Raw genomic sequence first — 20,405 nt, 5'->3', positions numbered from 1 at the left:
ACGTTCAGCAACAACGCCACATCGCCAACTTGCATTGTGATCAGGTCTCTTTCGTGACAGAATTGCCGAATAGCATGAAAAATCCACGCCAAGAACACCGATGCGCCACTTCTTATCCCTGTTAATTGTTCCGCTGTTTTGCCTGTCCGGCGCCGCATCGGCCCAGGTGTACAAGTGTACGGACCAGAGCGGCACGGTCTCCTATACCGGAACGCCATGCGCCAAAGCCGAAAAATCGCAGCAGTTGACGAAAATAGACACGCAGCCATCCAGCCTGCCAGCGGCAGACAGGGACTGGGAAAAGGAAAACCAGGAATTTGCACAGCGCCGGCAGGCGCGCAATGCAAATGACAATGCCGCGCAAAACCGCTGGAACCCCGCAGCTACCAGGAATAACAACTCCAGCCAGGCCAACCAGGGCTTGGTCAACGCCTGTGAAAAAAATCACGGCGTCCACTGCAGCAATCCGAATGTCATCGCCCAGATGAAAAAGGAAAATACACCCATCACCAAAGCGGAACAGCAGCAGGCCATCGGCGAACGCAGGGCCAGGGAAAGAGAAGAAGCGTTTAACCGAGCGGCAGGGAGATAGTCGCTGACTTGCTTGCAGCGACAGACCCAGGCTGCCCAGTAGCTGACATTGTTTCCTACAACACCAGCAAGCTCACCGCCAGAACCAGCATGATCACCCCCACGGCGCCATCCAATATGCGCCAGGCGCGCGGCTTGGCAAACAGCGGCGACAGCAGGCGGGCGCCGTAGCCCAGCGCGCAAAACCACACAATTGCCGTGCTGACCGCGCCCAGCGCAAACCACCACTTGCCCTGCCCCGGCTGCTGGCCACCGATAGCGCCCAGCAGCATGACGGTGTCCAGATACACATGCGGATTCAGCAGGGTGACGGCGAGCACCGACAGCAAGGCCTGGCGGGCGCTCAGCACGGTGGGTTTGGCGTCTGCATTCAGCGTATGGTCGGACAGGGCAGAACGCCAGGCCCGCAGCCCATACCATGTGAGGAAAGCCGCGCCGCCCCAGCGCGCCAGCAGCAGCAACAGCGGCTGCCCTTCTATCAGGCGCCCCATGCCGGCGACACCGGCGCTGATCAGCAGCGCTTCGCAGACGATACAGGCCAGCACGGTCAGCCCGACATGATGACGGCGCAAACCCATGCGCAGCACGTGGGCGTTTTGCGAGCCTATGGCCATGATCAATCCGGCGCCCAGTCCCAGGCCTTTTAAGTAAAACGGCAACATATTTTTCTCCCTGCTCTTTTTTCTCTCAACAGTCTGCAGTTTGTGGCAGTCGCGGTAAAATATGAAGCAAAATTAAAATATCAGGCTATTCATTAAATTTTCTTAATAAGTATCTATTTAACATGAACCTGGATTCCAGACAATGCGAAGCACTGCTGGCCGTCATTGACAGCGGCAGCTTTGAGCAGGCGGCGGCGCTGCTGCGCCTGACGTCGTCTGCCGTATCGCAGCGGGTGCGGGCGCTGGAGATCCAGCTCGGCAGCCCCTTGCTGGTGCGCAGCCGACCTTGCCGGCCCACGCATGCGGGCCAGCGCCTGTTGCAGCACCTGCGCCGCGTGCAGTTGCTGGAGCAGGATTTGCAGGCGGATTTTTCCGGTGAGCAGGCAGAATTGCTGAGTATTGCCGTGGCCGTCAATGCGGACAGTCTTTCCAGCTGGCTACTGCCGGCGGTAGCGGAATTCCTGCGCAGCGAGCAGGTGCTGCTGGACGTCAGCCTGGATGACCAGGACCATACGCATGCGCTGCTGGAAGCCGGGCTGGCGCTGGGCTGCGTATCGACCGAGCTGCATGCGATGCGCGGCTGCAGCGCGGAGTATCTGGGCATCATGCGCTACCGCTGCGTGGGTTCGCCGGCGTACCGGCAACAGTGGTTTGCACGCGGCATGCAGCGCGCCGCCGCGCAAAAGGCACCGGTCGTCGTGTTCAACCGCAAGGACAAGCTGCAGGCAGGCTACCTGAAGCAGCACTTCGGCATCGTCGAACACAGCTACCCTTGTCACTATATCCCCGCCTCCGACCCTTTCATGCATGCAATTGCGCTGGGCATGGGCTGGGGCATGGTGCCGGAACTGATGCTGCACCGGCTGCCGGCACACCTGCCGCCCGGCTCGCTGGTGGACCTGGCCCCGGATCGCCCGATGGACAGCAGCTTATACTGGCATAGCTGGAAAGTGCAGTCGCCGCGCCTGCAAAAGCTGTCGCAGACATTGATTGCGGCAGCGCGCACAATGCTGATACAGGCGGATGCCGCAACAGAGGAAAAAACATGAGCAACATGAACCAGACAAACACAGACAAGACAGACGCAGACAACAACGAACCGGACCTGGCAGGCATCACCGCCGCCACGCTGGATAACTACAACCAGGTGGCGGCCGATTTCCGCGAAGGCACGCGCGACCATGATGTGAGCCAGAACATCGCCGCGCTGCTGCGCCACATTGCGGCAGCGCCGCCGCTGATGCTGCTGGATTTCGGCTGCGGGCCGGGGCGCGACCTGAAGACGCTGACAAGCCTGGGCCACACCGCCATCGGCCTGGACGGCAGCGAGCAGTTTGTGGCGATGGCGCGTGCCGATACGGGCTGCGAAGTCTGGCAGCAGGATTTTTTGAAGCTGGAGTTGCCTGCCGGCCGCTTTGACGGCATCTTTGCCAATGCATCGCTGCAGCATGTGCCGGGCCGGGAGCTGCCGCGTGTACTGAAACAATTGCATGCTGCGCTCAAACCCGGCGGCGTACTGTTCTGCTCGCTGCCGCGCGGCGATAACGTCGAAGGCTGGAGCCGCCATCGGTATAGCGCCTTCCACGACAAGGCGGCGTGGTGGGCCTTTATGAACGATGCGGGATTTACCGAACTGGAACACTACTATCGCCCGGCCGGGCTGCCGCGCGAGCAGCAACCGTGGCTGGCCAGCGTGTGGCAGGCTTGAGTTTCACTATTCTCGCGTATCGAAGCACATGAATCGAAGCACACAAGAAAACGGCGGCATACTTTCGTATGCCGCCGCTTCTGCTTGCAGCCTGGGTCTGACGCCCATACAGGCGCCGAAGTTCAAGCGTGCTGCTCAACCGTCGTTGTTAGTGATCCCGGCCATGATGGTCGTCATGTCCACGGTCATGGTCCCTATCGTGCTCATGCTCATGCTCGTGATCCCGGCCATGATCCCAGCCTGGGCCGCGGTGGTCGCCGCGATAATCGCGCCGCTCTTCATACCGCACCGGGCCTGGGCCGCGTCCGGGGCCGCGCACATATTCCCTGTAGCGCGGTGCGTAGACATTGCGGTACCAGTTCTCCTGCACAAAATACACAGGCTGGCCGCAGGCATGGTAGCCGCCGCAATACCTGCGCCAGTTGCGCTGATGCGCTATGGGCACATACAGGTACAGAGGCTCAACCACCACACCTGGCTGCGGTGCATAAATCACTTGCGGGCGGGTATAGACCACTTGCGGCGCAGGCACTGCGCCGATATCAACCCGGCCATACACGCCGGGCTGGGCGAAATTGATGGAGACGCCGACATCGGCCGCGAAGATGGAACCGCTGGCTGCGACCAGAGCTGCTGCTAATACTAATTTTTTCATCGGATACTCCCTTTAAGCTTGTACAGGCGAGTATACAACGCTCTCAGGGGGTATCCGATGACGGGTTTTACAACTTGTTACTCAACTAACACCTTGCTGCATTCACGCTTTTCCGGCGTAAAAAGCATCAACGCGCCTCCGCCTTGCGCGTCATGACCTGCTCGGCCACGTTGCGCGGGGCTTCCGCATAGTGCTTGAACTCCATCGTATACGTTGCGCGGCCCTGGGTCGCGGAACGCAGCGATGTCGAATAACCAAACATCTCCGACAACGGCACTTCGGCCTTGATGATCTTGCCGCCACCACCGGCGATCTCATCCATGCCCTGCACCATGCCGCGGCGGGACGACAGGTCGCCCATCACGGTGCCGGCATAATCTTCCGGCGTTTCCACTTCCACGGCCATCATCGGCTCCAGCAAGACCGGGTTGGCGCGGCGCATGCCTTCCTTGAAGGCCATGGAGCCGGCCATGCGGAACGCATTCTCGTTCGAATCCACGTCATGGTAAGAGCCGAAGATCAGCGTAGCCTTGATGTCCACCACCGGGTAACCCGCCAGCACACCGGACTTCAGCGTTTCCACAATGCCCTTTTCCACCGCGGGGATGAATTCACGCGGGATGACGCCGCCCTTGATGGCATCGACAAATTCAAAACCCTTGCCTGGCGGCTGCGGTTCCAGCTTCAGCACCGCATGGCCATACTGGCCGCGCCCGCCGGACTGCTTGACGAACTTGCCTTCGACATCATCAGCAACAGAACGGATGGTTTCGCGGTAGGCAACTTGCGGCCTGCCGACATTGGCTTCCACGCCGAATTCGCGCTTCATCCTGTCCACCAGGATTTCCAGATGCAGCTCGCCCATGCCGGAGATGATGGTCTGGCCGGATTCTTCATCGGTATGCACACGGAAAGACGGATCTTCCTGCGCCAGCCGGTTCAGTGCGATGCCCATTTTTTCCTGGTCTACCTTGGTCTTCGGTTCCACTGCCTGCGAGATCACGGGTTCCGGGAAGATCATGCGCTCCAGGATGATCACGTGGTCGGGATCTGTCAGCGTATCGCCAGTGGTGACGTCTTTCAGGCCCACCGCAGCCGCGATGTCGCCGGCATATACCTCGCTGATTTCTTTGCGTTCATTCGCATGCATCTGCAGGATGCGGCCCAGGCGTTCCTTCTTGGTCTTGACCGGATTGAACACCGTGTCGCCGGAATTGACCTTGCCGGAATAGGCGCGGAAAAACACCAGCTGGCCGACGAAAGGATCGGTCATGATCTTGAAAGCCAGCGCGGAGAAAGGCTCGTTATCATCCGGATGGCGTTCTATCTCATTATCGTCTTCGTCATGGCCCTTGATCGCAGGCACATCCATCGGCGACGGCAGATAGTCGATGACCGCATCCAGCATCGCCTGCACACCCTTGTTCTTGAACGCGCTGCCGCACAGCATGGGCACGATCTCGTTGGCAATGGTGCGCTGGCGCAGCGCCTGCTTGATTTCGGTTTCGGTCAGCGGCGTGCCTGCCAGGTATTTTTCCAGCAATTCTTCGCTCGCTTCGGCAGCTGCTTCCACCATCTTGTCATGCCATTCCTGCGCCGTGGCCTGCAGGTGCTCCGGGATATCGCGGTATTCAAACTTGACGCCCTGGCTGGCCTCGTCCCAGATGATCGCTTTCATCTTGACGAGATCGATGACGCCTTCAAAATGGTCTTCCGCACCGACCGGAATCTGGATGGGCACGGCGACGCCCTTCAGGCGCTCGCTGATCTGCCGTTGCACGCGGAAAAAATCGGCGCCGACACGATCCATCTTGTTGACGAAGGCCATGCGCGGCACTTTGTATTTGTTGGCTTGCCGCCATACGGTTTCCGACTGCGGCTGCACGCCGCCGACGGAGTCGTACACCATCACGGCGCCGTCCAGCACGCGCATGGAGCGTTCCACCTCGATCGTGAAATCGACGTGGCCCGGCGTATCGATGATGTTGATGCGGTGCTCGGGATAGTTACCGGCCATGCCTTTCCAGAAGGCGGTGGTAGCAGCGGACGTGATCGTGATGCCGCGTTCCTGCTCCTGCTCCATCCAGTCCATGGTCGCCGCACCATTATGCACCTCACCGATTTTGTGATTCACTCCTGTATAAAACAGAATGCGCTCGGTGGTCGTGGTCTTGCCTGCATCGATGTGTGCGCTGATACCGATATTGCGGTAGAGCTCGATACGGGTTTTGCGGGTCATGGCAATCTCCTTCTAAGAAAACTTGGTAACGTGAGTGATGATAGTCCTAATTGGCAACCCGGGCGTGAAAGGATAACGCGTCCTCATCGGCGCACTGGCGCGCCGGAACGGCATCCGCCCGGAAACGTAAAGCTCCAGTCGACCCCATCTGGTGGCGAAACAAAAAATTAACAGAGGGCAAAAATGTCAAACGCCATCAATTTTATTAATCGAAGGCATAGCACTCCAGCATATCCCAACACCGGTTTGCGTGCTACCGCCAGGTCGTGCGCTCTCACACCCGGACAAAATGAGTTTTTATGAGCGATGCTGTCGGTAGCGCCGCCGCCCAGGTATCGATTGTTGCTCCGGAGAGAGGCGCGCTATGCCGCCATCATCGCAATAGCCGCGTATGTGCCTGATCAGCCAAAAGTTGCTTCACCACCACCCTGCTTTGCGTTAATACATACGCACACATACCTTAAAACATTTCCCTCTGGATTCAACAAGGATTGCACTTTGCCAAGAAATACTGTCGGCCGTTTTTACAGCGAGGATTTGCAATGTTTTTTTGTGGAATGGGTTTGTAGCAGCGCTTAAACACTTCGCGTCTGGCGAGGATGAAATGCTGCAAAGTAGCACGGAATTTGCTTGTACTTTTTACAAGTAGCGTGTTGTTCAGAAGGTGCGTCTCTTCGCACTTCCGGCCGCTGCTTCATTCATTCCTCAGGAGGAACATCATGCGTTTGAAATCCCTGGTTCTGGCAGTACCCTTAGTGCTCATGCTCGCTTTCAGCACGTCCGGCAACGCAGCAACCATCGTACAGAATATCCCCGGCCTCAGCCAGGACCTTGGCGACTTCACCCCCTTCGACATCAAGGCGTTGCCGTTCGATCCGGCCAACGGCACGCTGCAAAGTGTAAGCGTGGAAATCATCGGTACTTACCAGCCCATCATTTTTCATGATCTGGGCCCTTTCCCTGCCACGGTGGACTTGAATACACGGCTGTTTGTGTTTGCGGAAAACGGCGGCGGCACGCTGAACTTTGCCCTGCCGACACAAACAGGGGTGCCTGTCACTCCCGCTGGCCAGGATTCCGGGCAGACAACCGGCGTAGCAGCTGCCGTGGACCACATTTTTAACTTTACCGACGTGTCGGCCTTCATCACCGGCATCGCCGGCCAGCAATTGCTGATCGGCTATGGGTTCAGGGCTTCGGATGGCTTGCCGGGCACAGGCGGCGCCTCCGACCTGACCAACTTCAACGGCAGCGCCATCCTGACCTATACCTTTGACGTGCCGGAACCGGCAACGCTGATGATTTTTGCCATTGGCCTGTTCGGCCTGGCATTGAGCCGCCGCCGTTCTTCCTGAGCTGGCGGCCCCGCTGCATGCCGGCGCCCAGGCCAGCATGCAGTGACTGCCTCGTCCGCCTTAAGCGGCTACTGCTTCTGCGCTATAAAACGGGTAGTCGGTATAACCTGCCTCATTGCCGCCGAAGAAGCTGGGACGGTCGTACGGGTTCAGCGGCAGCTTGCGACGCAGGCGTTCCGGCAGGTCCGGATTGGCGATGAAGTGGCGGCCGAACGCCACCAGGTCGGCGTCGCCTGCATTGATGATCGCTTCTGCCGAATCACCGGTGAAACCGCCTGCCGCAATGATGGTGCCTTTGTAGTGCTTGCGTATCAGTTGCGAAGCAACGGGGTTCTGGTCCTTCGCTTCGTCTTCGATGTTGCCGGCAATCCGGGGCTCGATCAGATGCAGGTAGGCCAGGTTCAGCTTGGCCAGTTGTTGCGCCACATAGGTGAACAGCGCTTCCGGATTGCTGTCGCTCATGTCGCCCCATGAGCCGCTGGGGCCGATGCGCACGGCGACCTTGTCGCTGCCCCAGACCGAGATCAGCGCATTGGTCACTTCCAGCAGGAAGCGGCTGCGGTTTTCTATCGAACCACCATAAACGTCGGTGCGCTTGTTGCTGCCGTCCTGCAGGAACTGGTCAAACAGGTAGCCGTTGGCGGCATGGATTTCCACGCCGTCGAAACCGGCGGCGATGCCGCGCTGTGCAGCGCTGCGGAAACTTTCTACCAGGTCGGCGATCTCTTCCATCGTCAATGCGCGGTTAGGCGTATTCGGCACCCAGCCTGCCGTGGTGTAGGCAACACCGCCGTGCAGGATTTCAGACGGGCCGACCGGTGTGCTGCCTTGCGGCTGCACATCCACATTCGACTGGCGGCCTGCGTGGTATAGCTGCAGGAAGATGCGGCCGCCCTTGGCATGCACGGCATCCGTGACAAGCTTCCAGCCGGCGATCTGGCTATCCTCATACAGGCCGGGAGCGCCCAGGTAACCGTTGCCGTTGGCGGCAGCGATCGTGGCTTCGCCTATCAGGAAGCCGCCTGCGGAAGTGCGTTGCGCATAGTATTCGGCCATCAGCGGGCCGGGCATGGCGCCCTCTTCCGCACGCATGCGGGTCAGCGGCGCCAGCACGACACGGTGCGATATCTGGTAAGGGCCTAATTTGACGGCGGACATAAGTTTGGACATGATTTCCTCGGGGTAGATGTAAAAGTCTATTCAAGCAATTAATATGGACGGACATCTTTTATTTAACAAAGACTGAGGCGCCTGAATCGGTGTTTCCTCGGTGCCGCCGTACTGTGAAGCTATTGTGGGGCCAGGCCGGTTTGAGAAAAACAGTCTGGACTTCACAACATATCGGATATTTTTATCCGCAATCAATGTGGCGTGGATTTCCGCTTCACAAGGACATGCGGGGCGACCGGACTTGCGTCACAGTCGCCCCGCACGGCAATCCGCCGGATGACGGACTAAAGGTTCAGCGGTCTAAAAAAGCCTGGGAACCAGCTGGCCTGTTTATACCAATGTCAGCGTTACATCGATATTGCCGCGGGTAGCGTTCGAGTAAGGGCAGACGATGTGCGCTGCGGCGACCAGCTTTTCTGCTGTCGCGCGGTCCATGCCGGGCAGCGATATCTTCAATTCGACTTCGATGCCGAAGCCGGTGGGTATCGGGCCTATGCCGACCGTGCCGTCCACGGTAACATCGGCTGGAACGGCGATCTTGTCGCGGCCGCCGACAAATTTCATCGCACCCAGAAAGCAGGCGGAATAGCCGGCAGCGAACAGTTGCTCCGGGTTGGTGCCGACAGCACCGGCGCCGCCCAGTTCTTTAGGGGTCGTCAGCTTGACGTCCAGCACGCCGTCTGAAGAGATGGCGCGGCCTTCGCGGCCACCGGTAGCTTTGGCGTTTGCACGGTACAGGATTTGTGGGATAGACATGATGGTTTCCTTTAAAAATAATGAGTCAATGTGTTGGGTGGGGTACGGCATTTGCTGCGTCCGGCCTCCCCACGGAGGCCGGGAAATTCAATTAACGTTGCACTGCATTCATGATGACGTCGGCCACCACCTGAGGCTGCGACAACATCGGCACGTGGCTGGAATTCACCGTAGTGGTGACGGCATTCAGCTTTTTGGCGAAAGCCCGTTCCAGGCCTGGGTCTATCATGCGGTCGTTGTTTGCAACGATGTAGTAGTTGGGTTTGTTTTTCCATGCGGCGTAAGTGATAGGCTCGCCGAAAGATTTAGCCGGAAACAGCCCTTGCAAAGTAGCAAGCACCCTGGCCCGAGCAACAGGCACGTCTTGCGCAAAGTTCTGTATGTAGGAGTCCGACGGCAAATCTATATAACCGCCTGCTGCAGCGGGCTTCAAGGTAGGGATGCCGGGTGGCGTAGGATAGTCCTTGCCGACAGAGCCCAGGGATTCGCCTTCGGAAGGTGCAAACGCCGCGACATACACCAGCGCCTTGATCTTGTCGCTGCTACCTGCCTGCGTGATGACGGCGCCGCCCCATGAGTGTCCGACCAGCACAACCTTACCGGTTTGCGCATCCACTACCCGCTGTGTCTCGGCAACGTCTGCGGCCAGCGAAGACAGCGGATTCTGTACTGCAACCACTTTGACGCCCTTGGCTTGTAACAGTGGAATAACCTGGTCCCAGCTGGAGCCGTCGGCGAAAGCGCCGTGCACGAGCACGACAGTGGTGTCGCTATCGACTGGCGCAGCGGCACGGGCCGGAGCAGTCGCCAGCATGGCGGAGCCGGACAAGACGGCGGACAGGAGCAGTGCGGATTTGATCGAAGTTTTCATGGTGAGATCCTCAGTAAGGTAGATAAACGGTTTATTGCATCGGGTTAAATTTCTTAGCTTCGCATTAATATTTAGCGCGCTAACTATTTGTATGGCGTTTCGCTTTCACTGCGCGTCACCATGGAAAGTACTTTAGCACGCTAAATATTAGTGCGCAAGTTATTTTTAAAACTTTTTTATGTGACTGTTTATTCGCCGAGATTATCGTTCAGCTTATCTATGCCATCCATCAGCTGCCCCGCATCCTTGAAGGTAATCGCACAGGCGCTGGCAATCTGTTCACTGATGCGCACACCAGCAACGCGCAGGTCCTTGCCAGCCGGTGTCAGCGTCAGCACGCGGTTGCGCTGGTCTTTGGGGTCGCGGTCGCGGACCAGGTAGCCCTCCGCTTCCAGGCGCTTGGCCAGCGGCGTGATGGAACCGGGATCTTGCTGCAGGCGCCGCGCAATGTCGCCTATGCCCAGCCCCTCCTCTTCCCACAGCACCACCATCACCAGGTACTGCGGATACGTCAGGTTCAGCTCGGACAGCATGGGCTTGTACAGCTGCGTCATCTTCAGCGAAGTGGAATACAGCTTGAAGCACAGGTGCTGGGCGAGTGTAGGAGGAAGGTGTGCGGAGGCCATGGGAGACAGTGTGAAAGTGAATGCCACTAGCCTAGCGCAGAACCCGTTCGGCTGCAAACCGCCGGCCCGCACGCAGGGACAGCGGTGTGCATGATGAAGCCTGGCCTGGGCGAAGGTAAGGCTATGCCGCGCCGTCCACCAGACTCTGCAACACGGTTTCCAGTGCAACCTGGCCTTTGAGCGTGGCCGCATCGCCGTTTTCAAAAGAGATCCATCCTTCGTTGAAGCCGTCGAGCATGCGGATGCGCGGCAGCGGGTCCTGCATTCCCTGCGACTTGAACAAGGTTTCCCAGCTTGCACGGGGCACTATTTCCATGCGCACAGGGTGACCCAGGATGCGGGAGAATGCGGCGGCGATGTCGTTCGGGCTTACCCTGCATGGGCCTTCCAGCTCGACTACCCGGTGGCCGCTCCAGCTTTGCTGCAGCAATTGCGCGGCGACGCGGCCTACGTCCGCCGTCGCAACCATGGGAACCGGCTTGTCCAGCGGCTGCAGGAAGCTGGGAATCACCCCGCTGTCGCGGGCCGGGACCACATCCCACGCGGCATTTTCCATGAACCAGCCGGGACGCAGAAAAGTGACCGGCACATCCAGGGTGCCGAGCGCCTGCTCCATCAGCGTGCGCTGGGTCAGCAGGTTGACCTGGACTGCCTGCGCACCGATGGTGGACAGGCAGACGGCCTTTGCCGGACGCGCGGCCTGCAGCGCGTAGCGTACGGTGTCGATGACTATTTTTGCCTCGGGAAATCCCGGCTCCGGATCGAAGTTGGACGGCGGCAGGATAAAGACCGCTTCCGCGCCCTTGAAGGCTTGCGCGAGGGCCGCTGCGTCTTCCATCTCCGCCACGGCAATCTCGCAGCCCAGCGTTTTCCATTCAGCGGCCTTGGCGGCGTCGCGCACAACAGCGCGGACAGGCAGCCCGGCGGCTAGCAGCGTGAGTGCGACAGCGCCGCCTACCTTGCCTGTGATTCCGGTAATAGCGTACATAATGATGTTCCTTTTAAATAATGTCAGTGAAGTTTCGTTCAAGCTTTAGGGCGAAGTGTCAGCAGGCAAGCGGCTCAGCCATGTGCCAGTGCGTCGTACAGGCCGCGTTCAAATCCCGCATACAGCTTGACGATGGCGGGATCGTAGAAAGGCAGCACCTGGGTGAACACGGTGCCGGTCACCCGCTTGACAGGGTCCAGCCAGAAATAGCAGTTCAGCAGCCCGGCCCACGAGATGCTGCCGGCGCTGCGGCCTGCCGGCCCCGGCTGCGTATTGATGTCAAAAGACAGGCCCCACTTTTGCACCATGCCGGGAAACAGGTCTGCATCCTGCGAGTAGGCTGGCTGCACTGACTTCAGCGGCACGACCTGCAGTTCGCCGATCTGGTTCTGGCGCATCAGCGCAACGGTCTGAGGCTTTAGTATCTGCGCGCCGTTAAAGCTGCCGTCGAGCAGCAGCATCTGCAAAAACGCCATATAGTCGCGCGGTGTGCTGAACAGCCCGCCACCGCCCATGAAAAACTCGGGCCGCTGCGAGAACTCGAACGGCGCGGCTTGCAGGCCACCGCTGGCCGTACGGTTGTATGTGGTGGCCAGCCGGCGCTTCTGCTCGCTGCTGATCAGGAAACCCGTGTCCTTCATGCCCAGCGGGGTAAAGATGTTTTCGCGGAAATACACTTCCAGCGACTGGTCGCTGACGGCTTCCACGATCTTGCCCACCCAGTCCATACTGATGCCGTATTGCCAGCGCTCGCCGGGATCGAATTCCAGCGGCGCGCTGAAGGCGCCGTTTTTCGATTCGGCAATGTCCGGCATGCCGGTGGCCTTTTCATACTGGACCAGCTTGTCGCTCCATACGCTATAGGTGTAGCCGGATGTATGGGTCAACAGGTGGCGCAGGGTGATGAGACGCTTTGCCGGGCGCAGCCGGGGCTTGCCGGCACTGTCGAAACCTTCCAGCACCTGGGGCGAGGCCAGTTCCGGCAGTATCTGCCCCATGGGCTGGTCGAGCTGCAGCTTGCCCTGCTCCACCAGCTGCATGCAGGCGGTGGCGGTAATCGCCTTGGTCATTGACGCCAGCCAGAACACTGTGTCCAGCGACATCGCCGGCCCCCTGGCCGCATCGCGCTTGCCGAATGCGCCTTCATAGATAATGCCCTTGTCCGTCGCCCCCATCGCCACCACGCCGGCCAACACACCGTCGCTGACGGCACGGTTCAGCAGCTGGTTGATGGATGCAAAATTTCGGCTGCCCATTCCTGCCCCCGCATTGGCAGCGGCGCCGCCAGCCAGGGGCGATGCCAGCAATGCCGACGGCGAAGCAAAGGCACGCGCGCCGGCCAGGCCGGCAAGGGAAGAAACGGCGGCCAGGGAGGCGGCTTTCAGCATGTGGCGCCGGCTGATGTTTAGAGTCATATTGTGAGTTCCTTTCGATATCGGCCGTACGCTACGAGCCATTTTTTGCACAGAGAATTTCGCCATTTCAGCTCAGGTAAAGTACCCGCCAGCGAACGGTTGATGCATAATAGCAGCGGAGACAGATTGACTTTATTGCTATTTACTCACATTGTTAATGACCTTAAATCACGAATAGAAATAGGCATTCGAATGACATTTGATGGACGCGTACTTTCCAACGTCAGCGTGCTGGCCGCCATTATTGAGGCCGGCAGCTTTGCGCGCGCGGCCGACGCGCTGGGGCTTTCCCCTTCTGGCGTCAGCCGCGCGGTCAGCCGACTGGAGTCGCGCATAGGCGTGCGCCTGCTGGACAGGACTACCCGCTCGGTCACGCTGACGGATGAAGGAAGGCGGCTGTATGAGGAGATTAGCCCGCTGATGACGGGCATCAGCGACGCCGTCACCATCGCCTCCGGCTCATCGGTGGTGGCGCGGGGGCGGCTCAGGGTGAATGTTGATGCTTTTTTTTCCAGGCTGATCTTTTCGCCGCATATCCGCCGCTTCCTGGAACAGCATCCGGAAGTGTCACTGGAGCTGATCACGCGTGAACAGCTGGGCGACCTTGTCGCCGAGGGCTTTGACGTGGCGGTGCGCTTCGGTATCCCGCCCACCTCTTCCCTGGTTGCGCGCAAGCTGCTGGAGACCCGCATCGTCACCGTCGCCTCGCCCGACTACCTGCAAAGGAACGGTCGCCCGGAAAAACCCGCCGACCTGGAAAACCATGCCTGTATCCAGGTGCGTGATTCCGTCAGCGGCCAGCCTTTTGAATGGGAGTTCCGCCGCGGACGCAAGACGGTGCCCGTAAAAACCTCCGGCCGCCTGCTGCTGACCGATGTCGGCACGCTGCTGAACGCCTGCCTGTCCGGCGTCGGCATCGCGCAAGTGAAAGCAGTGGGCGTGCAAGACCTGCTCGACCAGGGCCTGCTGGTGGACCTGTTCCCCGACTGGCCTGACGAAAAATTTCCGCTGTACGCGCTCTACCCTTCCCGCAACCTGCCGGCGGCAAAGGTAAGGGCCTTCATTGATTTTCTCAGCACAATGGCTACGTAAATACACAAAACCGGCGGCGCCTTCAAGGCCCCTCGGAAGGTGCCTGCCATCGGCTATTTACGCCCGGGCACCGCCCATTTCAGCGCATTCGTGATCATGTCGGGAAATACATCCAGATGATCCTTGCCTTCATACACATGCAACTGCGTGCGCAGGCCGGCATAACGATGCGCCTTGAGTGCAGTGTCGAAATTGCGCAGGTCGCGCACCATGTGGGTGTCGTCATCGCCACGCGCCACTTCCAGGCCGCCGACGGAGAAAAACACATCGGCCTGCAACTCCCTGTGGCCGGCTGCGTAGGCCTTCTCACGCGCAAACATGATGTGGTGGTCGTACCACAGCGACGGGCTGCTGAGCACATATTTGCCAAACAGCGCAGGAGAACTCAACAGGATATGCGTGCCGAGCAAGGAGCCGTAGGAATGGCCGACAAACACCGTGCGTGTCATGTCGGCACGATAGCGTTCCGCAATCAGCGGCAGCACATTGCCGGCGATAAAGCGCCGGTAGCCTTCCGCTTCGCCAAAACGCGGCGTGCGTCCCGGCATGTCGGAGGTGTAGGTTTCGCTGGTATCGGTGCTCGGCGTATAGTCGCGGCGCCGGCTGTACTCGGGCGTATCGCCGACCGCGTAGGACAGGCCAACCAGGATAAAGGGGCCGATCGCTTTGCTATGGCCGCCAATGCGGGCAGCAATCGCCCTCGTTAATGGAAATGCATAATCCGCATCTGTCACCACCACTACGGGCAATGACGGCCCGTTCGCCGCATAGCCCGGTGGAAGACTGACAAACACCTGGTAATCGCGCTCCAGCTCTTTGGCATGAACCGTAAGGACCGTGGTGCCGGTGAGTGTATAGGGTGCGCCGTCCTGCTGGGTGATGGACGCGGCGGACGCGGCGGACGCGGCGGGCGCGGTGAAAGTGGCGAAAGCGGCGAAAGCGGCGAAAGCGGGTAAGGCAAGCGTGGATAAGACCAGCGCGCGCAGCGCTGCGCAGATAGTGGATCGAAATAACATAAGCACCAGTAAATGAAATTGAAAAGCCGGCGGTAAACGAGGAGCAGCCGGGCATGGCAGTGAACGCTAACGAAGCCTGAGCGAAACGGAAGCGTGCAAGCGTGCGTAAAAATGGGAGTAAAAGTCGGCAAAGAAGCGCTGCAGCAAGCTGCCCAGCGCGTAGCACAACACCAATGCCGGAAGGTAGACGATGAAGGTCCAGGTCTGGCTTTCTGCCAGCGCTGCGCGATAGGCCGCCACTACGCCCAACACCACAAACATATGCGACAGATACAATTCGTAGCTCATGGCGCCCATGCGCGCCAGCCAGCGCAGGCCGCGCCAGGGCGAAGGCGGATGCGCATGCCAGGCCAGCAGCAGCATGGAAGCGCCCAGGCACACACCATACATGCCGGATTTGTGCAGGTAGCGATATACCAGTCGCCCCATCCGAGCGCCAGCAACAGGCAGAAGACGCCGAACACGAGCAGCGCCCGCGCGTCCCGCCGGAGCGGACGCCAGCGCCGCGCCAGCACGGCTGTCAATACGCCCCAGGCGATAGCCGACATGCCGGGAAGATAGGCTTTTTCCCACCAGACTTCGTCGCTGGCCAGCACCAGGTTACGCAAGGGCAACAGGCTAAAGGCCCATACGACAAGCAGGCCGACCAGCACGCGCCGCGGCAACCACAGGCACAGCAGCGGAAAGCCGAGGTAAAACGCTTCTTCAATCGACAGCGACCACAGCACATCCCAGCCTGCGGGCGCCCAGCCGGTGCGGCCTTCATACCAGTTAAAGCTGAGAGTCAGCACCGAACCCAGCAGCCCGCCAAGGCTTTGCTCGCCAGGATACGGCGCGAAGCCCTCAACGCCGCACCAGGCCAGCACACTCAATACCGCCAGGGTCAGGCATAGCAAAGGCAGAATACGCCTCGCCCTTGCCCGATAAAAGTGGCGCAGATCAACCCGAGCAAGATCGCCATCGCGCTCGATGATGCGGCTGGTGATCAGAAAACCTGAAATAACGAAAAAGACAAACACCGCTTCGTAGCCATTAAAACTGACGGCATCCAGCAGGCGTTTCGGCCACCAGGCCCCAAGCAGGCTGGGTCCCAACGGTAAGCGGAAAGGCAATGCAAGATGGTGCACGACCACCAGCAGGATGGCCAGCCCGCGCAGGCAATCGATGCCGAAGTTGCGGGCACGCAGCCCGGCCTGGACTTGCTCGGTCTCCACAACCGGAGAATCAGGGAGAGCCGTCGCGGGGATCGTGCTCATTGGTGGTTGGAGACAGGTTGAGCTGCCTGCTCAAGCTGCTGGAGGATAGCGTAGGCCGCCGTGACACGGGCAGAAATCGGGTAACTCTTGTTCGCCAATATGACGATACCGATTTTTTGTTCCGGCTTGAAAACCACATAAGCGCCGAATCCCCTGGTCGAGCCGGTTTTGTTAAACAGCGTTCCGCCGGGCGCCGGCTGCGGCGGAGTGAGCCTGGAGGCGGGATTTGACTCGTTGATCATCTTGTCCGAATTGCCGGCCAGCAGGCGCTGCAGGCTGACGCTGCCGCGATATTGTTCCCAGCCAAGGCCTTGCACCATGTCGCCCACCTGCGAATAACCGACGTGCGTGCACGCTATCGCGCGCTCGAAGGGCGCCGTGAGTCCGTCGGGCTGGATGTTCTGTTGTACAAAGCGGATCATGTCCGCGGTGGTCGATTTGATGCCATAGGTTTCCACATCCAGGACGTCGGGGCGAACCCGGACGGGTTTGTCCTGCTGGTCATAACCCCAGGCATAGTGCGCCATGGCACTGGCCGGTACCTGCACATGGCTGTGTTTCATGCCGAGCGCCGGTAACAGCTGCCGCTCCATCGCATCGCCAAAGTCTGAGTGCAGCGCAAGCCCGGTTACATACCCGAACAGGCCCAGGCTGGGGTTGGAATACCGGCGCAGCGTACCGGGTGGACCTTCAGGTTTCCATGCGCGAAAATAGGCCAGCATCTGCGCATTGTCCTTCACTTCTTCTGGGAATTGCAAAGGCAGGCCGCCAGCCGCATAGGTGCCAAGATCGATCAGGCTTGCCGCATCGATTGCGCTTCCTTTCAGCTGCGGCATGTAGCGGCCGGGATGGTCTTCGAATGAAAGCTTGCCCATGCCCTGGGCGTAGCAGGCAAGCGTGGCCGTCAGGGTCTTGCTGATGGAGCCGAGCTCGAACAGCGTATTCTCGTTGACCGCCGCGCCGCTCTCTTTCGATGCGATGCCATAATTGAAAAACAAGGTCTGGCCATTAATGGTCACGGCGACCGCCATGCCGGGTACGCCATACTTCGCCATCACAGGATGGATCGCGCCGTCAACGGCGGCCCGGATATCCGCACTAGTTGAACGGTCTGGACGGCCTGGACGATCAGGACGATCTGCCGCAGCGAAACTCGCCGGCGCAGCGAAGCACAAAGAAATGCATGCCAGTGCCAGGCACTTGAAGGGGAATAAATGCGGGATCAAAATACACTCCAGTTCATATAAGAACTGCAAGTATAGGGGCGGTAAAACCGGCTTGAACAGCGCAGCCATCCCAGCAACCCGGCATTTCATCCCATCGCCGATTTCAGGACGCCAATATAACGCTCGCTGACCGGAACTTCGCCGCCGCCGCGGAGCTTGAGGCGCCAGGTACCGTCACCGCCGCTGATCAGGCTGGCGATCTGGTCGCGCCGCACGATGGTACTGCGGTGCACACGCAGGAATTCTTCCGGGGCGAGCAAGGCTTCGAGCTGGTTCAATGTCATCCTGTGCAGCAGGCTGCGTGCTGCCAGATGCAGTTCAACGTAGTTACCGGCAGATTCTATCCAATGGATGTCGCTGATACGGATCTGCTCGATGTGCCCAACCGAGCGGACACTGATGCGCTCAATACGCTGTGCCTTATCGGCATCGACATAGTCGCGCAGGGCGGCGCCATAGGCCCCACGCTGACGGTGCCGAAGCATCGCCGCGCTGCGCTCCACTGCCTGCGCCAGCCTGGCATCATCCAGCGGCTTGAGGAGATAGTCGAGTGCGTGCACGTCAAACGCGTCGACCGCATGCACGCTGTAAGCGGTAACAAACACGATGAGCGGCGGCTCCTGCTGGCGGCTCATGTCACGCGCGAGCACCAGGCCGGATTCGGCCGGCATCTGGATGTCAAGAAAAATCACGTCGATGTCACGGCCGGCCAGCAGGGCCCGGGCAGCCGCCGTGCTGTCGCATTCGGCTTCCAGCACCCAGTCGGAATACTGCTGCAAGGCGAGGCGCAGGTTTGCGCGACCCAGCGCTTCGTCATCGACAATCAGGTAGCGTATGGGCATGGTTTATTCTTCCGTCAACGGCAGGCGGACGTCGGCAACGAAGCGGTCGCCCTGCATGCCGGCATGCAATGATGCCGCCGGATGCATCAGCCTCAGGCGGTCGCGCGTGTTCGCCAGCCCAAGGCCGGCGCCGGGGTTCGGCGCGCAATGCCGTCCCACCGGGTTGGAGACGGAAATCGACATGCTGTCGCCTTGGTGGACAAAACGGACAAGGATGTCGCTTGAGCCGTCGTGGCAGTCCAGGTCGTGGCGTAGCGCGTTTTCGATCAGCGGCTGCAACAGCAGCGGCGGGCATTCGACCTCGTGCAGCAGCGCATCTTCGCCTTCAACGGTAATGTGTAGCCGTGCGCCATAGCGCAGGCGCTGCAGGTCGATATAGTCACGCACGAACTGCAGCTCGGCTGCGACGGTAACGGTATTGCGTACGCTGGCAGAGAGTGCATACCGTAAAAGATCACTGAGCCTGCCAATGCCGCCCAGCGCCAGCGGCTTGTCGCCATCGCGCACCAGGGCGCTGATCGCGTTCAGCGCATTGAACAGAAAATGCGGCTCCAGCTGCGCGCGCAGCGCCAGCATGCGTTGCTCCTCCAGCGCAAGGCGCAGGTTCAGCATATCGTTCTGGCTGCGCTGCCAGGCCAGTTCACGCGCCCTGGCCTGGCGCCCATACTGTATCGCCAGGATGGCGGCAAACGTGCCCGTGGTGGAGAACCAGCCTACCAGCAGCATCTTCATCAGCAAACGCCCGACGTCACCTATGCTGCCAATACTGAGGTAGCCGCGAAGCCAGGCGATGTACAGCCACTCTGCCGGCTGGAATATCACCACCAGCCCGATAAACAGCAGCACCACACGGCGCCGGCGGGCGATCAGGGACGGCCAGCGCTCCAGCGCAATGCTCAGGCCGGCGCTGAGAACGATCAGCGGCATCGCATACTCGATGAACCAGGTTCTTAAGAGCAGGAAATAATCGCTGACCACGCCGATGCGCAGATTGTCGCTATAGGTTTGCAAGGCGCCAAGTGCGCTGATGGCTGCCCATGACAATATGGACAGGATGGTGGTCTTGAATGCAGGCGCGAGGGCGGCAAAGCGGGAGGAGAGGTATTGCTTCATTGAAAAAACTATAGCATGAAATACCCCCTGATCTGCAAGGTCGATCAGGCCAACCCCGTACAGGAAGCCATCCTTGATCAGTGGGGCATCAGCACGATTTCGTCGGAAATCGATAATCCAGGAAAAGCACTGGAAGAATTTCTTCAGCACTTTGTTTGAGCTGGGTGACCTCAACACGATGGCCGGCTGGCACTTGCCCGCTCGCACTCTCCGGGCTACCACTAAAGTTTAAGACTGATCGGCCGATAATATTATTTCAACAATAAAATAATTTTAAAACGGGTCAAGCATAATGGGAGATATCAGCGTCTCGCTTCGCGCAGGCATCAGTGTTGCGCAAATTTCCGGGGAAGCCGTGACCGATTACTCTGGCGAAATTGCCAAGACGATGAAGAGTATCGTCGAATTGGAAAAACAGATCAGGGACATCGTCACCGATACGACTGACAATTCGCTGGAGAAAAAGGCAAAGCTCAAGCTCTTGCAGCAACAGATGGAGCTTTTGAACGAGACCTTGCAACGCCTGATGGCCCAACAAAAAAACCAGAAAAAATCCGCGGATCCTGATACCAGGGAATCACAGGAAACTTCCATCATCAAGGGCGCCGTCAAACAAATTCAAATTTTAAGCGGCACCGGTAAAACCGTGCCATCTGCCAGTGCAGACGGCAATAGCCCAGGCGCCGGCGCCACCGGCGGCACTACCGATACCGCAGGCACCATCGTCAATACTTACGCATAACAGACAGCCGGAGCGACAGGGACATACTTGCTGAACTTTGACGGAAATACTCTGATAGCCCTGAGCCGGCCCATAGCAAAAA

At 59.3% G+C, this 20,405-nt stretch carries 22 protein-coding genes; 7 read left to right on the top strand and 15 right to left on the bottom strand.

Annotation, left to right across the window (positions count from 1 at the left end):
• The first annotated feature begins 100 nt into the window (after window positions 1-100).
• Window positions 101-592 carry a DUF4124 domain-containing protein gene (locus ACO0LO_RS16125; RefSeq protein ID WP_422965264.1) on the top strand — a complete coding sequence of 164 codons (492 nt, stop codon included), beginning with the start codon at window positions 101-103 and terminating at the stop codon, window positions 590-592.
• 55 nt (window positions 593-647) lie between these two features.
• On the opposite strand, the gene ACO0LO_RS16120 is transcribed toward ACO0LO_RS16125, so the two are convergent.
• A complete protein-coding gene (locus ACO0LO_RS16120; protein ID WP_422965263.1) occupies window positions 648-1,253 on the bottom strand; it encodes a LysE/ArgO family amino acid transporter in 606 nt (201 codons plus the stop codon).
• Window positions 1,254-1,375: 122 nt separating this feature from the next.
• Here ACO0LO_RS16120 and ACO0LO_RS16115 point away from each other — a divergent pair, with 122 nt between their 5' ends.
• Together ACO0LO_RS16115 and ACO0LO_RS16110 are read left to right on the top strand one after the other, a co-directional pair.
• Window positions 1,376-2,302: a LysR family transcriptional regulator ArgP gene (locus ACO0LO_RS16115; protein WP_422965262.1), complete on the top strand. Its 927-nt coding sequence runs from the start codon at window positions 1,376-1,378 to the stop codon at window positions 2,300-2,302.
• A 5-nt stretch (window positions 2,303-2,307) separates the two neighbouring features.
• On the top strand, window positions 2,308-2,961 hold the full coding sequence (locus tag ACO0LO_RS16110) for a class I SAM-dependent methyltransferase (protein ID WP_422965880.1): 654 nt from the start codon (window positions 2,308-2,310) through the stop codon (window positions 2,959-2,961).
• A 148-nt stretch (window positions 2,962-3,109) separates the two neighbouring features.
• On the opposite strand, the gene ACO0LO_RS16105 is transcribed toward ACO0LO_RS16110, so the two are convergent.
• Window positions 3,110-3,616: a hypothetical protein gene (locus ACO0LO_RS16105; RefSeq protein ID WP_422965261.1), complete on the bottom strand. Its 507-nt coding sequence runs from the start codon at window positions 3,614-3,616 to the stop codon at window positions 3,110-3,112.
• 127 nt (window positions 3,617-3,743) lie between these two features.
• Window positions 3,744-5,855: an elongation factor G gene (gene fusA, locus ACO0LO_RS16100; RefSeq protein WP_422965260.1), complete on the bottom strand. Its 2,112-nt coding sequence runs from the start codon at window positions 5,853-5,855 to the stop codon at window positions 3,744-3,746.
• Between the two features lie 719 nt (window positions 5,856-6,574).
• Between fusA and ACO0LO_RS16095 the strand changes: the two genes are divergently transcribed.
• Window positions 6,575-7,210 (top strand): PEP-CTERM sorting domain-containing protein, encoded by a 636-nt coding sequence (locus tag ACO0LO_RS16095; RefSeq protein WP_422965259.1) that lies wholly within the window; start codon window positions 6,575-6,577, stop codon window positions 7,208-7,210.
• 60 nt (window positions 7,211-7,270) lie between these two features.
• Here ACO0LO_RS16095 and ACO0LO_RS16090 read toward each other — a convergent pair whose 3' ends face one another.
• The 6 genes from ACO0LO_RS16090 to ACO0LO_RS16065 all read right to left on the bottom strand — a co-directional run bounded on the left by ACO0LO_RS16090 (window position 7,271) and on the right by ACO0LO_RS16065 (window position 13,036).
• A complete protein-coding gene (locus ACO0LO_RS16090; protein WP_422965258.1) occupies window positions 7,271-8,380 on the bottom strand; it encodes an alkene reductase in 1,110 nt (369 codons plus the stop codon).
• 330 nt (window positions 8,381-8,710) lie between these two features.
• Entirely contained in the window at window positions 8,711-9,136 is a 426-nt protein-coding gene (locus tag ACO0LO_RS16085; RefSeq protein ID WP_422965257.1) for an organic hydroperoxide resistance protein, read from the bottom strand.
• A gap of 91 nt (window positions 9,137-9,227) precedes the next feature.
• Complete coding sequence (locus ACO0LO_RS16080) at window positions 9,228-10,007, bottom strand: alpha/beta fold hydrolase (RefSeq protein WP_422965256.1); 780 nt, start codon at window positions 10,005-10,007, stop codon at window positions 9,228-9,230.
• A 188-nt stretch (window positions 10,008-10,195) separates the two neighbouring features.
• Window positions 10,196-10,633 carry a MarR family winged helix-turn-helix transcriptional regulator gene (locus ACO0LO_RS16075; RefSeq protein ID WP_422965255.1) on the bottom strand — a complete coding sequence of 146 codons (438 nt, stop codon included), beginning with the start codon at window positions 10,631-10,633 and terminating at the stop codon, window positions 10,196-10,198.
• A 121-nt stretch (window positions 10,634-10,754) separates the two neighbouring features.
• Window positions 10,755-11,621 (bottom strand): NmrA family NAD(P)-binding protein, encoded by an 867-nt coding sequence (locus ACO0LO_RS16070; protein ID WP_422965254.1) that lies wholly within the window; start codon window positions 11,619-11,621, stop codon window positions 10,755-10,757.
• Window positions 11,622-11,695: 74 nt separating this feature from the next.
• Entirely contained in the window at window positions 11,696-13,036 is a 1,341-nt protein-coding gene (locus ACO0LO_RS16065; protein WP_422965253.1) for a serine hydrolase domain-containing protein, read from the bottom strand.
• Between the two features lie 192 nt (window positions 13,037-13,228).
• Between ACO0LO_RS16065 and ACO0LO_RS16060 the strand changes: the two genes are divergently transcribed.
• Window positions 13,229-14,128 (top strand): LysR family transcriptional regulator, encoded by a 900-nt coding sequence (locus ACO0LO_RS16060; protein WP_422965252.1) that lies wholly within the window; start codon window positions 13,229-13,231, stop codon window positions 14,126-14,128.
• A 53-nt stretch (window positions 14,129-14,181) separates the two neighbouring features.
• On the opposite strand, the gene ACO0LO_RS16055 is transcribed toward ACO0LO_RS16060, so the two are convergent.
• From ACO0LO_RS16055 to ACO0LO_RS16030, 6 genes are all read right to left on the bottom strand, one after another.
• On the bottom strand, window positions 14,182-15,144 hold the full coding sequence (locus tag ACO0LO_RS16055) for an alpha/beta hydrolase (RefSeq protein WP_422965251.1): 963 nt from the start codon (window positions 15,142-15,144) through the stop codon (window positions 14,182-14,184).
• Between the two features lie 66 nt (window positions 15,145-15,210).
• Window positions 15,211-15,432 carry a hypothetical protein gene (locus ACO0LO_RS16050; protein WP_422965250.1) on the bottom strand — a complete coding sequence of 74 codons (222 nt, stop codon included), beginning with the start codon at window positions 15,430-15,432 and terminating at the stop codon, window positions 15,211-15,213.
• Window positions 15,429-16,400, bottom strand: a complete 972-nt coding sequence (locus tag ACO0LO_RS16045) for an acyltransferase family protein (RefSeq protein WP_422965249.1) — start codon at window positions 16,398-16,400, stop codon at window positions 15,429-15,431. Before ACO0LO_RS16045 ends, ACO0LO_RS16050 begins: the two co-directional genes overlap by 4 nt.
• A complete protein-coding gene (gene ampC / locus ACO0LO_RS16040) occupies window positions 16,397-17,626 on the bottom strand; it encodes a class C beta-lactamase (RefSeq protein WP_422965248.1) in 1,230 nt (409 codons plus the stop codon). The genes ACO0LO_RS16045 and ampC overlap by 4 nt, the downstream gene beginning before the upstream one ends.
• 86 nt (window positions 17,627-17,712) lie before the next feature.
• Complete coding sequence (locus ACO0LO_RS16035; protein WP_422965247.1) at window positions 17,713-18,468, bottom strand: LytR/AlgR family response regulator transcription factor; 756 nt, start codon at window positions 18,466-18,468, stop codon at window positions 17,713-17,715.
• Window positions 18,469-18,471: 3 nt separating this feature from the next.
• Window positions 18,472-19,581, bottom strand: coding sequence for a sensor histidine kinase (locus ACO0LO_RS16030; RefSeq protein WP_422965246.1), 1,110 nt, complete (start codon window positions 19,579-19,581; stop codon window positions 18,472-18,474).
• 15 nt (window positions 19,582-19,596) lie between these two features.
• On the opposite strand from ACO0LO_RS16030, the gene ACO0LO_RS16025 reads away from it, so the two are divergent.
• A complete protein-coding gene (locus ACO0LO_RS16025; RefSeq protein WP_422965245.1) occupies window positions 19,597-19,740 on the top strand; it encodes a hypothetical protein in 144 nt (47 codons plus the stop codon).
• A gap of 196 nt (window positions 19,741-19,936) precedes the next feature.
• A complete protein-coding gene (locus tag ACO0LO_RS16020) occupies window positions 19,937-20,323 on the top strand; it encodes a hypothetical protein (protein ID WP_422965244.1) in 387 nt (128 codons plus the stop codon).
• The last annotated feature ends 82 nt before the right edge of the window (window positions 20,324-20,405 follow it).

It is taken from the genome of Undibacterium sp. TJN25 (genome assembly GCF_049339885.1).
GTDB lineage: Bacteria > Pseudomonadota > Gammaproteobacteria > Burkholderiales > Burkholderiaceae_D > Undibacterium.
The sequence above is the reverse complement of the archived record's forward strand: the minus strand, read 5'-3'. Positions and strand labels throughout refer to the sequence as shown.

Excerpts from the sequence above, each read along its gene's own strand:
- fusA (WP_422965260.1), bottom strand. The coding sequence starts at position 5,855 with ATGACCCGCAAAACCCGTATCGAGCTCTACCGCAATATCGGTATCAGC.
- ACO0LO_RS16035 (WP_422965247.1), bottom strand. The coding sequence starts at position 18,468 with ATGCCCATACGCTACCTGATTGTCGATGACGAAGCGCTGGGTCGCGCA.
- ACO0LO_RS16065 (WP_422965253.1), bottom strand. The coding sequence starts at position 13,036 with ATGACTCTAAACATCAGCCGGCGCCACATGCTGAAAGCCGCCTCCCTG.
- ACO0LO_RS16120 (WP_422965263.1), bottom strand. The coding sequence starts at position 1,253 with ATGTTGCCGTTTTACTTAAAAGGCCTGGGACTGGGCGCCGGATTGATC.
- ACO0LO_RS16090 (WP_422965258.1), bottom strand. The coding sequence starts at position 8,380 with ATGTCCAAACTTATGTCCGCCGTCAAATTAGGCCCTTACCAGATATCG.
- ACO0LO_RS16025 (WP_422965245.1), top strand. The coding sequence starts at position 19,597 with ATGAAATACCCCCTGATCTGCAAGGTCGATCAGGCCAACCCCGTACAG.
- ACO0LO_RS16125 (WP_422965264.1), top strand. The coding sequence starts at position 101 with ATGCGCCACTTCTTATCCCTGTTAATTGTTCCGCTGTTTTGCCTGTCC.
- ACO0LO_RS16045 (WP_422965249.1), bottom strand. The coding sequence starts at position 16,400 with ATGAGCACGATCCCCGCGACGGCTCTCCCTGATTCTCCGGTTGTGGAG.
- ACO0LO_RS16030 (WP_422965246.1), bottom strand. The coding sequence starts at position 19,581 with ATGAAGCAATACCTCTCCTCCCGCTTTGCCGCCCTCGCGCCTGCATTC.
- ACO0LO_RS16085 (WP_422965257.1), bottom strand. The coding sequence starts at position 9,136 with ATGTCTATCCCACAAATCCTGTACCGTGCAAACGCCAAAGCTACCGGT.
- ACO0LO_RS16115 (WP_422965262.1), top strand. The coding sequence starts at position 1,376 with ATGAACCTGGATTCCAGACAATGCGAAGCACTGCTGGCCGTCATTGAC.
- ACO0LO_RS16075 (WP_422965255.1), bottom strand. The coding sequence starts at position 10,633 with ATGGCCTCCGCACACCTTCCTCCTACACTCGCCCAGCACCTGTGCTTC.
- ACO0LO_RS16055 (WP_422965251.1), bottom strand. The coding sequence starts at position 15,144 with ATGTTATTTCGATCCACTATCTGCGCAGCGCTGCGCGCGCTGGTCTTA.
- ACO0LO_RS16070 (WP_422965254.1), bottom strand. The coding sequence starts at position 11,621 with ATGTACGCTATTACCGGAATCACAGGCAAGGTAGGCGGCGCTGTCGCA.
- ACO0LO_RS16110 (WP_422965880.1), top strand. The coding sequence starts at position 2,308 with ATGAACCAGACAAACACAGACAAGACAGACGCAGACAACAACGAACCG.
- ACO0LO_RS16095 (WP_422965259.1), top strand. The coding sequence starts at position 6,575 with ATGCGTTTGAAATCCCTGGTTCTGGCAGTACCCTTAGTGCTCATGCTC.
- ACO0LO_RS16080 (WP_422965256.1), bottom strand. The coding sequence starts at position 10,007 with ATGAAAACTTCGATCAAATCCGCACTGCTCCTGTCCGCCGTCTTGTCC.
- ACO0LO_RS16060 (WP_422965252.1), top strand. The coding sequence starts at position 13,229 with ATGACATTTGATGGACGCGTACTTTCCAACGTCAGCGTGCTGGCCGCC.
- ACO0LO_RS16050 (WP_422965250.1), bottom strand. The coding sequence starts at position 15,432 with ATGAGCTACGAATTGTATCTGTCGCATATGTTTGTGGTGTTGGGCGTA.
- ACO0LO_RS16105 (WP_422965261.1), bottom strand. The coding sequence starts at position 3,616 with ATGAAAAAATTAGTATTAGCAGCAGCTCTGGTCGCAGCCAGCGGTTCC.